We start from the raw sequence: 11,803 nt of genomic DNA, 5'->3' as shown, positions 1-11,803 counted from the left end.
TTTCTGAACTGGGCAGGCGTATGCGAGCGAACGTGACCGGACTGGAGTTCGGCTCGGAGCAAGCATCCGTCAGCTCGTTGAGGGAAATCAACGAGCTGCGGCTACATGTTTCGAGAAGCAAAAGTTGGCAGACGTGCCGCGCGCGAGGCGCGGGTCGCCGAGGATCCGGGCTCCATTCGGATCACGGCTCTAGGAGAGTGCGGCGGACGGCCTGGTCGGCGGTGCCGTCATACGCCAGCGCTCATCGAGTGACCACACCATCGGCCGCTCGCCGCTACGCGCCAAATCCTCGAGTCCAATCTCGGCTCGGAGAATTCGCGAGCGCGCGTCTTGTCAAGCTCCGGGTCGTACTGCAATTCGTTGGGATCTTGTACAGCCACCACCAACACCAAGTCAGCGAGAAGCCCTGCGGTGGGTCAATTTCCTGCCATGAATCTCCCAAAGTCCCCGGCATTCGGCAACAGATACGAGCTCACTTCTCGTAGTGCAGCCCCGTTGCCGGATCACGATCGGTGACGCAATACGGGACGACACCATCCAGGACGGTCCAGATCGGGTTCACCTGAACCACCCGCGCCCCGGCGGCGACGTGTCGCCCGGTCTCCGCGGGGCGATCCGACACAGCCCAGTCCAGGTGAGCGCGCACCGTGCCAGTAGGGTCGTCGAGCCGCTGCAGGATGATCCGCAGTGGGGCACCGGGCGGACGGGATAGGAAGGCGTACTCGGACAACCCTGGAATTGTTTGCGATTCCCACCCGGTCAGTGCGGCCCAGAAGGCCGACTCGGTCTCCCAATACTCCTGCGGGATGTCGACAGAGACCTGGTCGACCAGGCTGGTGTGCCCGTCGGGCCATTGACTCGGCACGGACGAGATCAGCGCGGAATCACCGACGAGCCGGAAGGATAAGCCGCCGGGGGAGCGGCCCACGACAGGGTCAACGACGTCGTCGACGGTGGCGCCCAACCCTCGGACCTGTTCGGTGGCGGCCAGGATATCCGGGACATGCACGTCCAACTGCACCTCGCTTGGTCCAAAGGCCAGCCGCCGCGCCCTCAGGAAGCCGCTGTCCGGCGACAACGGGTATCCGGTCAGCTCACGCCACAACGCCACTCCGGCGTCGTAGTCGCTGTCGGCGAAACTGAGGAACGCACTCACCCAGGTCATGCTCGACCTCGGCCCGCTGACCCCTGAGACCGTCGACAAGGACGAATTCCGAAGGGGTGTCGACGTTTCGGGACCCTTCGCGCCATAGGGACCCCGGCTCCGCTCGGGTTGCTTCCGTAAAGTCCTTCGTCGCTGCCAGCCACGAGTCCTGATACTCATCGCCGACAGCGAACTTGACCACTATAAGAATCACCGCTGCGCTAAGTCCGCGGCTTTTACCATCGCCCGCGCCAGAGGTCGCTCACTGTCGGTCTCGGCGGCGGCCGCCATCGGTCGACAACAAAAAGGTTTGGCCAACAACCCGATTCACGCCGGTGTCGAAGTCGGCATACAACAGCCGCGCAAGCTCCAGCCGCGATTCATTGAGTGAATTCTCTCCCTCAGCGGTGCGGGCCGCCCTACTCGAAGATCTTGCCGGGGTTGAGAATGCCCGCAGGGTCGAGTGCCTTCTTGATCGCACGGTGGAGTCCCAATACCGTCGGCGACAATTCGTTCACGAGACCACCGCGCTTGAGGAGGCCGACACCGTGCTCGCCGGTGATGGTGCCACCGAGGGACAGCGCGGCATCGAGAATGCCGTCGAATGCGCCGTGGATGCGCCGCCACGCGTCGGCATCGTCGTCTGGCGGGCCGATGATCAAGGGGTGCAGGTTGCCGTCACCGGCGTGCGCGATGTTGGCGATCTGCACGCCGTGTTGCTCCGCCAGCGCCTCGATGCGAGCCAGCATCTCCGGGACGTGCTCCTTGGGCACGCACACGTCCTCGGTGATCACAGGGCCCAGCCGCTCGAGCGCCGGGTAGGCCAAACGACGGGCCGCGAACAAGGCCTCGCCTTCATCGGGGTCACTCGACCGTTCGGCCCACGAGGCGCCGCTCGCGTTGAACTGCTCGACGATGGCATCGGCGAGTGCGGTGCCGGTGGGCTCGGGATCATCGACCCGCGCGAGGAGCAGGACGTCTCCGGCGTCCGTCAGGCCCATCTGCTTCCAATCATCGACGGCGCGCAGGCAGAACCGGTCCATGAGCTCCAACGCCGACGGCGTGATACCCGCCGCACCGACCGCGCGCACCGCGACACCGGCGGTCACCAGTGATGGGAAGAAGCCCGCCACCGTGATGGGCGCGCTGGGCAAGCTGCGCAGCCGTACCGTGATCTCGGTGACGACGCCCAGTGTGCCCTCGGACCCGACGAGCAGGCTGACGAGGTCGTAGCCGGCGACGCCTTTTGCGGTCCGGTGCCCGATGCGCACCACTTCCGCCGAACCGGTGACCACCTCGAGCTCGAGCACGTATTCACGGGTGACGCCGTACTTCACACAGCACACCCCGCCTGCGTTGGTGGCCACGTTGCCGCCGAGCGTGGACCAGGGCGAGCTCGCGGGATCAGGTGGGTACCACAGTCCGTGTTCGGCGACCGCCGCTCGAAGGTCATCGTTGACCACGCCCGGCTGGACCACGGCCAGTCGTTCCAACGGGTTGATCGCAAGAATCTCGGACATCGCCTCCAGGGAAAGCACCACGCAGCCGTCGATGGCGTTCGCGCCGCCCGACAGCCCGGTGCCCGCTCCGCGCGGCACGACCGGGGTGCGGTGTCGAAGACAAATCTCGACCACCCGACGGACCTCTTCGGTGCTGCGGGCACGCACGACGGCTGCGGGCACGCCGGCCGGAGCGCCGGCCGCCTGATCCCGGCTGAGGCTGCGCGCCACGTCGGGGTCGATGATCACCCGTCCCTCGGGCAGCGCGGCCCGCAGATCGTGGACGACGGCCTCGGCTGTGGCACTCGTCAGTGGCTGGGCCGGTGTCGTCATGCGGTGCCCTCCTCCAGTTGCTCGGGCGATGTCTCCGGGCAGCCGTTGACCCGCGCCGGCGACGCAGTGCACGGAGATCGGTCCGTCGAGACTCCGTCGGCTCCGCGTCTTCAAGAGGCTAGTCCGGTCCGCTGGCGACGCGAGGAAGACCATCGAGGATGGGCCGTCAGCGCAGCATGCTCCGGCCCAGCCGACCGCGTCTGCGCAGTGGGTGCCCGCGCCCCAGCCTGTGGAGTGCACCGCGGAAGGACCGTGCGACCGCAGCGCCGACCAACAACCCGACCGCGATCGCGCAGACCACCGTCACCACTCCGAATGCGTTCGCCCCACCACCGCCAGGATTGGTGACGAGGGCAGTGGTGGACAGCAGACCGAGGCTGCCGGGGACGAGTAGCCAGAAGGCCGGCAGGAAGACCACCAACCGCGGCAGATTCGGACGCATGGCCTCGACGACCGAGGACCCCAAGGTGGCGGCGACGGCGCCGAGGAAGCTGCCGAGCGCCGCACCACCGACGTGTTGCCCGAAACTCTGGGCGGCGAAGGCAAGGACCAAGACCAGGGTGATCCAGGGCAGCAGCCGCACCGGTGGACTCTCCAGGACCCCGATCCCGATGCTGATGAGGATCAGCCCCAACGGGGCGGCCCACCAGCCAAGTGTGTCAACGCGGAGATTCGTCAGTTCGGCTGCCGGCACGGTGATTACGTGACTGGCGCCGACGATGCCCAGGGTGAACAGGAGCAGCTGGACCAGCCCGAAGGTCAACCGCGACGTTCCGGCGACCATGTCGCCGGCGGCCAGCTCAGACATCGCAGTGACGATCAACGCGCCGGGCAACAGCACCGCCAACGGCGGCAGCAGGGTGCGCAACGGACCGTCCAGCACATCGGCGTTGGCAGCTGCGAAGACGCCGCACGCCAGAAGGAAGGCCGCGAGCATAGGTAGCAGTGTGGCGATCAGGCCGAACCGCTGCCCCAGCCGGAAGAGGGCGACCACCACGACCGCCCCAGCGGCGGCGAAGGCGACGTTGGCGCCGCCGGGCTGCAGGATCAGAGCGATTCCCGTGGCGATCGCGATCCAGCCGAGGTTGGCCATCCACTGCGGATAGCGGGGTGGACGATGGCGCAGATCGAGCAGCTCCACGGTCGCCTCCGACACCGACAGGCCAGACCGCGACAACCGATGACGGATCGCCCGGACCTCGGCGGCCTGGTCGAGACGCAGTCCGCCCTTGACCGACTCGAACGTGGCCGGGGCGCCGCTGGCGAGGTTCACGAAGACGCCGGTCGGCGACGCCGCGATCTGGACGTCGGGGTAGCCCAGCGCGATGCTCACCTCGGTCAGCTCGTCCTCCACGTCGCCGACCGGCTGTCCCGTGGCCACCATCGCGGCACCCAGGTAGGCCAGCAAGGCGCGGACCGCGTCGTAGTCTTCGGACACGGCGTCACTCTGCCAGGTCGAGACGCACTAGCCGAGCATGTGGCCGGCGATGGACCGGGGACCGCCTGTTGATTCAGACGGCACTTCGGCGCGACTGCTGGGAGGACTCGCCCCTAGATGGCCCCTGGCATGCCCGGCTCGGTGAGGCCACCACTTATATCGGGCACCGCCTGGCCGCCGCCGCCTGGCATCGGCGTAATTCCGTCGTTCGCTGGTCCCCACTCCTGAGACGCCGACTCATCCCACGCGCCGCCGGCGCACATCGGGTGCCGCCACCCGAACGCGTCGCACCCCGGGTCGTCCGTCGCGGTGGACAGGCCGGTTCCGGCCGGGCCCGCACTCGCGGGAACGATCACACCCACCAGGGCCGCCCCGGCAATCGCCGCCGCCATCACGGTTCTCGACAGAAGACCGCGGGACGCCGACACCATCATCCAGCTCATATTTCGCTCCTCCACAATGGCCACAACATGTGCTGTGACGCCTGCCTCTCTCGGGTAGCCAAAGCCTATGGTGCGCAGCCGGACAGCGGCGCAACATTGCGCACATCGCTTTCTGACGGGAGCGTTGAATCTGGCCTCTCCAATTGACGTAAATATCCGTGCCACCAGGGTCTTTCGCGTGCCTAGCGCATTGCCCGTCCGGCCGATCCCAACATTTGCGCGGCCTCGACAACCCGTGCCGCCATGGCGTTCTCGGCCGGCTTGCCCCAGGACCTCGGGTCGTAGGACTTCTTGTTGCCGTAGCCGCCGTCGACCTTGAGCACCTGGTCGTACTTGCCGATCATGTGGCCGGCGATCGACCGGGTGAACGCGTACTGGGTGTCGGTGTCGATGTTCATCTTGACGACACCGCTCGCGACGGCGGACGCGATGTCCTCGGCGCTCGATCCCGATCCACCGTGGAAGACGAGGTCGAACGGCTTGGCCCTTCCCGTTTCGCCGCCGACGACGGTCTGGATGTCCTCGAGGATCTCCGGGCGCAGATGGACCGAATCCGGGTGGTAGACACCGTGCACGTTGCCGAAGGTCAACGCGGTCAGGTACCGACCGCGCTCCCCCGTCCCGAGTGCCTCGATGGTGGCGCGCGCATCGTCGACGGTGGAGTACAGCTGTTCGTTGATCTCGTGGGACACGCCGTCCTCCTCGCCGCCGATCACGCCGACCTCTATCTCGAGCAGCGTGTTGGCCTCCACCGACGACTCCAGCAATCCTCTTGCGATGCGGAGGTTTTCCTCGAGAGGGACCGCGGACCCGTCCCACATGTGCGATTGATACAGCGGGTCCAAGCCGCGGCCGCGACGTTCTTTTGCGTCGGCGATCAACGGCCGGACCCAGTCGTCGAGGTTCTCGGCGGGGCAGTGATCGGTGTGCAGGGCCACCGTGACCGAGTAGTGCGATGCGACCTCGTGCGCGTAGAGCGCGAGCGCCTTCGACCCCGCGAAGCGGCTCTGAACCATGTTGCCGGACAGATAGAGTGCCGTTCCCAGCGACACCTGGATGATGCCGTCGCTATCCGCCTCGGCGAACCCTTGCAGGGCAGCGTTGAGTGTCTGGGAACTGGTCACGTTGATAGCCGGATATGCGAACCCGCCCTCCTTGGCCCGATCGAGCATTGCAACGTAGCGATCGGGGGTTGCTATCGGCATGACTGAAAGTCCTATCGGTTGACGTTAAGTGCATCCGCACGAATTGCGATGGTGGAACGTCGTCGGCACGCGGATCTGTTGCGGCGCAGCATCGTGTCCCCGAATGCGGCGCAGAAGCAATTCGACCGCGGTGGCGCCGATCGTCTCGACGTCCTGCGCCGCCGCGGTGAGCCTGGGTTCGAAGAGGTCCGACCATTCGAAGTCGTCGTAACACACGAATGCCACGTCGCCCGGAATCGACAAGCCGAGAGTGCGAACGGCTTTGAGTGTTCCGATGGTCATGGAGTTGTTCAAGGACACCAGCGCGGTCGGCCGGTTCTCACCCGACATCAGCGAGTGCACCTCGCGTTCGGCCACGTCCGTGTTGGAGTCGCCGTCGAGGACCAGAGCGGCGTCGACTGCGATGCCGCATTCTGCGAGCGCCGTGGAGTAACCATCGAATCGTTCAGTGGTGGAGGAGATCCCGGCAAGGCCGCGTACGACGGCGATCCGACGATGCCCGAGGTCGAGCAGGTGCTCGGTCAACGACCGTGCCGACGAGAAGTTCTCCGGGCCGACCTGGTCGCTCCCGACGTCGACGCCGCGGTCGATCAGAACCAGAGGAGTTCCAGTGCGGGTGATTTCGGGGAGGGTCATCCGCTCCGACCCGGCCGCGGGTGCCACGATCATCCCGTCGACCTGCCGGTCCAGAAGCGAGTCGGTGACGCGTTTCTCCGAGTCCACGTCGTCGTGGGAATCTCCGACGATCAGCACGTACCCGGCGTCCGACAGAGCCCGTTCCACGGCGTGAACCAGGCTCCCGAAGTACGGATTCGTCAACGCGGAGATCGAGAGTCCGACCGTGTGCGTGCGCCCGGCAGCGAGTGATCGTGCGACGACGTTGCGCCGGTACCCGGTCTCCTCGATGGCCGCTTCGACGCGCAAGCGCGTGGCATTGTCGACCTTGCGGGTGCCGTTGAGCACGTGCGAGACCGTGGACGCGGAGACGCCCGCGATGCGGGCGACGTCGCCCATCGTGGTCACCGGAGACGCACGATGCGGTCCGCGCGACCTGCGGTCGACTCGATCAGTTCGGCATTGCGCTCATCGGATCCGAAGGCCCAGAACGCCGCGTCCTCCGGCGACTTTCCGTGCGCCTCGTGTCTGCGCAGCAGCCGAGCGTGGCGAACGTCGGTGTCGGGGGCCAAGAACCAGACCTCGTCGATACAGGACCGCGCCGCAGGCCACGCATCGGAGTCCAGCAGAAGGTAATTGCCCTCGGTGACCACCAGCGGCACCGTGGGCGAGACGGGAATGGACGACCCGATGGACTCTTCGATCTCACGCCGGAACCGGGGCGCGTACACCACTGGGTCGTCTACGCGCTGTGCCCGAAGGTTCGCGATCAGCCGTGCATACCCGCCGTCGTCGAACGTGTCGTGCGCACCCTTGCGGTCCAGGCGCCCCAGGTCGATCAAGACTTCGTTGGCCAGATGAAAACCGTCCATGGGAACGAGCACGGCGGCGTCCGGACCCAGAACGGTGACGAGTTGCGCCGCGACGGTGGACTTCCCGGCTCCCGGAGCTCCGGTAAGACCGAGAATACGACGTTCGCCGGGAACGACGAGCGCCTTGGCCGACTCGACCAACTGGTCCAGTGTGGCGTCCTGCACGCCCTGCTCGATGGTCACCGTTCTCGCTTTCGAGTCTGTTCAGGGTGAAATTCGAAGGGGAGCTCGCTCAGCCATGCCCGCGGCCCGACCACCGAACACCGTAGTGCCGCCACGCGAGCGGAGCGCTCGATGCGCTCGCTGACGCTGCTCTCGATCTGGGTCGAGAAGTATGAATACGCACCGTGGAAGGCATCGCCTGCGCCCAGGGTGTCGACCACCACCACCGGTTGCACCGGCACGGACCCGGACTCGCCATCCGACCACCACTCGACGGGGTCGCCGCCGTGCGTGGAGACGACGGTGCGAACACCGCGGCGGACCAGCGCCTCGGCGGTGGACCCCGGGTCGTCGGCGCCCGGCATTCGGAAGTCGTTGGAGCACACCATGTCCGTCGCGTACGGAACGATGTCGCTCATCACCGGTTTCCATCGGCCGGCGTCGACGACGAGTGTGATAACCCGTGCTGCCGCATGTCGAACGGCAGCACGGGCGATCAGGGGGTGGTGCCCGTCGACGAGCACCACGTCGGCATCCGCCACCAGATCACCGAGGTCTTCCGGTGGCGACGCGTCGGAGTTCACGGCGTCGAGCGAGACGACCGATCGGTCACCCGTAGATTCGACGACCGACACAGCGGAGACGGGCACCGCCCTGGTGGTGCCTGCCGCCGCGTCGACGACGCCGACGCCGTACGCAGCGAGGTCGGCTCGGATCAATTCGGCGACCGGATCGTCGCCGAGAGCGGTCACGAGGATCGCGTCGCCGCCCAGTGCTGCGAAGGTGACGGCCGCGTTCGCGGCCGGTCCGCCGGCAGCAACGAACTGAGCGATAGACGTGATCTTCTGGTTCACCGCAGGCGGTTTCGCGATGCGGTGAATCACGTCGAGAGTCGCCAACCCGACGAAGACCCCGACCGGAGCCTTCTCAGAGACCGGCGCGTTCCTCATCGGTCGGCTCCTCCGCACCGGTCATGAGCGCGACGACCTCGGACATCGAGCGCTTCTTCGGATCGACGACGCCCGCACGTTGCCCGAGCCGGTGGATGTGAATCCGGTCGGCCACCTCGAACACGTGCGGCATGTCGTGGCTGATGAGCACCACGGGAATACCGCGGTCGCGGATCGACCGGATCAAGTCGATGACCTGTCCCGACTCCCGAACGCCGAGAGCAGCAGTCGGCTCGTCCATGATGATCACGCCGCGGCCGAACGCGGCAGCCCGCGCCACCGCGACCCCCTGACGTTGCCCACCGGACAACGTCTCCACGGTCTGGTTCACGGACTTGATGCCGATCTTCAGGTCCGCGAGGTGCCGCGTCGCCTCCTGGCGCATTCGCGGCATGTCCAGTCGGCGGAACAGGCTGCCCGCGATGCCCTTTCGCCGTACCTCGCGTCCGAGGTACAGATTCGACGCGATGTCGAGAGCCGGTACCACCGCGAGATCCTGGTACACCGTTTCGATTCCGGCTGCTCTGGCGTCTCGAGTGTTCTTGAAGGATACGCGTGTTCCGTTCATCAGGATCTCACCCGAGTCCGGGATCACCGCGCCGGCCAAAGCCTTGATGAGGCTGGACTTCCCGGCGCCGTTGTCACCGATGACCGCGAGGACCTCGCCCTCGCGGAGCTCGAAGTCGGCCCCGTTGATCGCCGTCACGTTGCCGTACTTCTTGACGAGGCCGTGCGCTTCGAGAACGGGTGCGCCGCTCGTCCCGATCGTCATTGTGATCTCCTGCGCGTGAATTGGTCCACCGCCACGGCGACGATCACGAGAATTCCGGTCGCGATGTTCTGGTAGAGACTGTCGACGCCGGCCTGGGTGAGGCCGTTGCGGAGAACGCCGACGATCAACGTGCCCACCAGTGTTCCGCCGACGCCGCCGCGCCCACCGAACAAACTGGTTCCGCCGATGACCACCGCGGTGATCGTCTCGAGATTGGCGTTCTGGTATGCGTTCGGGTCGGCATTCGGGATTCGGCCGAGAGCAGCCCACGCGGCGATGGCTGCGATCACACCCGTCACGATGTAGACGGAGAGCAGCACCCGCCCGGACTTGATGCCCGACAGATTCGACGCCTGTGGGTTACCACCGACCGCGTAAATGTGCTTGCCCCAGGACGTTTGGGATAGCGCGTACCACATCACCAGGTAGACCAGGAGCATCGCGACCACGCCGAACGTCGTCGAGAACGAGCCGATGCGAAAGGACGTGCCCAGAAAGGTGAGTGGCCCTGGCTCCACACGGTAGGTCTCGGAGCCCGCGAGCAGGCGGGTGCCCGCCAGTATCGCGGTGAACGTTCCCAGCGTGACGATGAACGGTGGCAATCGCAGGATCGTGACAAGGCCGCCGTTGATCGCACCGAACACCACGCACACCAGGAGCGTTGACCCGAGCGCCACGACCGGTCCGTTGGCGCCCGCACTCTGCGCCATCACGATGGTTCCGAAGACGGCAACCGCGCCGATGGACAGATCGATGCCGGAGGTGAGGATGATCAACGTCTGGCCCACGGCGAGAATGCCGACGACCACCGACTGTTGAAGGATGAGCGACACGTTCTGCGGGTTGAGGAACGAATCCGCGATCGAGCTGAAGATGATGATTGCGATGACGAGTGCCACCAGCGGACCGAGTAACGGTTCACGCAGGATGTTCCCCACGTTGAATCGGCTCGCCACCGGTGGCGTCGCTGTCGCGGGTACGCCAGTGGTCATTTGCTAGCTGAGCCCCAGCAGTTCTTTTCGCCCCATGCGGTGTCCTGCGACTCGAGTCCGGGCACGGGCTTGTCCGTGACGAGCTGCGAGCCGGTGTCGTTGAATCCGCTTGGCTTGCTTCCGTCCTTGGCGAACTTGACTACGGCCTGCACGCCCTGCTCGGCCATCTTCGCGGGGAATTGCAACACCGTTGCGCCGATCTTCCCGGCCTTCACGTCCGCGATGCCCGTGCAGCTGCCGTCGATCGAGCCGATGGTGATCTGGGCTGCGCGGTTGGCGGACTGGATCGCCTGATACGCACCGGCGGCTGCAGGTTCGTTGATGGTGTAGAGCGCATTGATACCCGGAGCGCGCTGGAGAATGTTCTCCATGGCGGTCTGCGCCTTGGTCTGGTCGCCGTTGGTGTTCTCCTGGCCGACGATCTCCGGCGAGTCGTTCGTGATACCGAAGCCCTCGAGGAATCCGTCATGACGGAAGGTGTCGACGGTTCCGCCGGGGGTTCCGTCCAGCATCACGACCTGCGGAGCTGCGGCGCCGAGTGCGGCCTTCACCCATTTGCCCTGGCTGACGCCCGCGGCCTTGTTGTCGGTGGCGAACGTGGCGTCGACGGCGTCTTCGGGGTCGGTCGCGGTGTCGAGGGCGATCACGACGACGCCGGCGTCGCGCGCCTTCTTGATCGAGTCGAGGACTCCGGTGGAGGAGTTCGGGGTGATCAGGATGCCCTTCACGCCCTGGCCGACCATGTTCTCGATGGCCGCCACCTGGCCCTCGTTGTCACCGTCGAACGCACCAGCCAGGGCGATCAGCTTGGCGCCGTCCTTATCGGCCTGTGCCTGGGCGGCCTCACGCAACTTCACGAAGTATGGGTTCGAATCAGTCTTGGTGATCAGTCCGACCTTGACGCTGTCCGAACTCGATCCACCGCAGGCGGTCAGCCCGAAAATCAGTGAGCCTGCCATGAGAAACGCCCCGACCACGTGCGTGCTTCTGCTGCGATTTCCGAGCATGTGGACTCCCTTGTCCGCGATGCGACGCCGATCACGCCGCGTGATCTGCATGAGCCTAGGGGCCAGGCAAGCGCTTGCGCATGCGCTTTCGCGAAATTGCCGTTGGCCGATCTCAATGCCTGTGGCTTCCGGCCGTTGATGACGATGGTTCGATCCCGAGTCCGCTTCGATCTACGCGCCGTGCCTCATCGGACATGGCATCGATCATCGGACGCCGTCCTCGCGTCGGACTCGGACGCCGCCCTTCTCGACCTCGACCCGGGAGCACCCTTCTGCGCGAAAGCCGTCGTGCCACCCAACCCACGGCCCCCAGGTCAGGATGCTTTTTGATCGACCAGATCCAGCGGCGGCCTATCGGGTGAGGGTTACCA

12 protein-coding genes and 1 pseudogene are annotated in these 11,803 nt (G+C 66.0%); all 13 read right to left on the bottom strand.

All coding sequences use genetic code 11. The annotated features are described in order from the left end of the window. Positions 1-216: 216 nt before the first annotated feature. Positions 217-327: pseudogene (locus tag ACRDUX_RS21030) on the bottom strand (hypothetical protein); the annotation flags it as partial. 145 nt (positions 328-472) lie between these two features. Next, positions 473-1,156 carry a VOC family protein gene (locus tag ACRDUX_RS21025; RefSeq protein WP_526416117.1) on the bottom strand — a complete coding sequence of 228 codons (684 nt, stop codon included), beginning with the start codon at positions 1,154-1,156 and terminating at the stop codon, positions 473-475. Further along, complete coding sequence (locus ACRDUX_RS21020; RefSeq protein WP_526416115.1) at positions 1,095-1,346, bottom strand: putative quinol monooxygenase; 252 nt, start codon at positions 1,344-1,346, stop codon at positions 1,095-1,097. Before ACRDUX_RS21020 ends, ACRDUX_RS21025 begins: the two co-directional genes overlap by 62 nt. Positions 1,347-1,563: 217 nt before the next feature. Continuing rightward, complete coding sequence (locus ACRDUX_RS21015; RefSeq protein ID WP_526416113.1) at positions 1,564-2,976, bottom strand: FAD-binding oxidoreductase; 1,413 nt, start codon at positions 2,974-2,976, stop codon at positions 1,564-1,566. A 166-nt stretch (positions 2,977-3,142) separates the two neighbouring features. Further along, positions 3,143-4,414 (bottom strand): threonine/serine exporter family protein, encoded by a 1,272-nt coding sequence (locus ACRDUX_RS21010; protein ID WP_526416111.1) that lies wholly within the window; start codon positions 4,412-4,414, stop codon positions 3,143-3,145. Positions 4,415-4,527: 113 nt separating this feature from the next. Next, positions 4,528-4,857 (bottom strand): hypothetical protein, encoded by a 330-nt coding sequence (locus ACRDUX_RS21005; protein WP_526416109.1) that lies wholly within the window; start codon positions 4,855-4,857, stop codon positions 4,528-4,530. Between the two features lie 182 nt (positions 4,858-5,039). Continuing rightward, a complete protein-coding gene (fbaA, locus tag ACRDUX_RS21000; RefSeq protein WP_526416107.1) occupies positions 5,040-6,062 on the bottom strand; it encodes a class II fructose-bisphosphate aldolase in 1,023 nt (340 codons plus the stop codon). 24 nt (positions 6,063-6,086) lie between these two features. Continuing rightward, positions 6,087-7,076, bottom strand: coding sequence for a LacI family DNA-binding transcriptional regulator (locus ACRDUX_RS20995; protein ID WP_526416119.1), 990 nt, complete (start codon positions 7,074-7,076; stop codon positions 6,087-6,089). Between the two features lie 5 nt (positions 7,077-7,081). Next, entirely contained in the window at positions 7,082-7,732 is a 651-nt protein-coding gene (locus ACRDUX_RS20990) for a nucleoside/nucleotide kinase family protein (RefSeq protein ID WP_526416105.1), read from the bottom strand. After that, positions 7,729-8,661 (bottom strand): PfkB family carbohydrate kinase, encoded by a 933-nt coding sequence (locus tag ACRDUX_RS20985; RefSeq protein ID WP_526416103.1) that lies wholly within the window; start codon positions 8,659-8,661, stop codon positions 7,729-7,731. The genes ACRDUX_RS20990 and ACRDUX_RS20985 overlap by 4 nt, the downstream gene beginning before the upstream one ends. Further along, positions 8,639-9,433: an ATP-binding cassette domain-containing protein gene (locus ACRDUX_RS20980; protein WP_526416101.1), complete on the bottom strand. Its 795-nt coding sequence runs from the start codon at positions 9,431-9,433 to the stop codon at positions 8,639-8,641. Before ACRDUX_RS20980 ends, ACRDUX_RS20985 begins: the two co-directional genes overlap by 23 nt. After that, positions 9,430-10,425: an ABC transporter permease gene (locus ACRDUX_RS20975; protein ID WP_526416099.1), complete on the bottom strand. Its 996-nt coding sequence runs from the start codon at positions 10,423-10,425 to the stop codon at positions 9,430-9,432. Before ACRDUX_RS20975 ends, ACRDUX_RS20980 begins: the two co-directional genes overlap by 4 nt. Beyond that, positions 10,422-11,384, bottom strand: a complete 963-nt coding sequence (locus tag ACRDUX_RS20970; RefSeq protein ID WP_526416097.1) for a substrate-binding domain-containing protein — start codon at positions 11,382-11,384, stop codon at positions 10,422-10,424. The genes ACRDUX_RS20975 and ACRDUX_RS20970 overlap by 4 nt, the downstream gene beginning before the upstream one ends. Between the last annotated feature and the right edge of the window lie 419 nt (positions 11,385-11,803).

This window comes from Mycobacterium sp. (assembly GCF_050701675.1).
Classification (GTDB): domain Bacteria; phylum Actinomycetota; class Actinomycetes; order Mycobacteriales; family Mycobacteriaceae; genus Mycobacterium.
The sequence above is the reverse complement of the archived record's forward strand: the minus strand, read 5'-3'. Positions and strand labels throughout refer to the sequence as shown.

Excerpts from the sequence above, each read along its gene's own strand:
- ACRDUX_RS21015 (WP_526416113.1), bottom strand. The coding sequence starts at position 2,976 with ATGACGACACCGGCCCAGCCACTGACGAGTGCCACAGCCGAGGCCGTC.
- ACRDUX_RS21005 (WP_526416109.1), bottom strand. The coding sequence starts at position 4,857 with ATGAGCTGGATGATGGTGTCGGCGTCCCGCGGTCTTCTGTCGAGAACC.
- fbaA (WP_526416107.1), bottom strand. The coding sequence starts at position 6,062 with ATGCCGATAGCAACCCCCGATCGCTACGTTGCAATGCTCGATCGGGCC.
- ACRDUX_RS20995 (WP_526416119.1), bottom strand. The coding sequence starts at position 7,076 with ATGGGCGACGTCGCCCGCATCGCGGGCGTCTCCGCGTCCACGGTCTCG.
- ACRDUX_RS20985 (WP_526416103.1), bottom strand. The coding sequence starts at position 8,661 with ATGAGGAACGCGCCGGTCTCTGAGAAGGCTCCGGTCGGGGTCTTCGTC.
- ACRDUX_RS20980 (WP_526416101.1), bottom strand. The coding sequence starts at position 9,433 with ATGACGATCGGGACGAGCGGCGCACCCGTTCTCGAAGCGCACGGCCTC.
- ACRDUX_RS20975 (WP_526416099.1), bottom strand. The coding sequence starts at position 10,425 with ATGACCACTGGCGTACCCGCGACAGCGACGCCACCGGTGGCGAGCCGA.
- ACRDUX_RS20970 (WP_526416097.1), bottom strand. The coding sequence starts at position 11,384 with ATGGCAGGCTCACTGATTTTCGGGCTGACCGCCTGCGGTGGATCGAGT.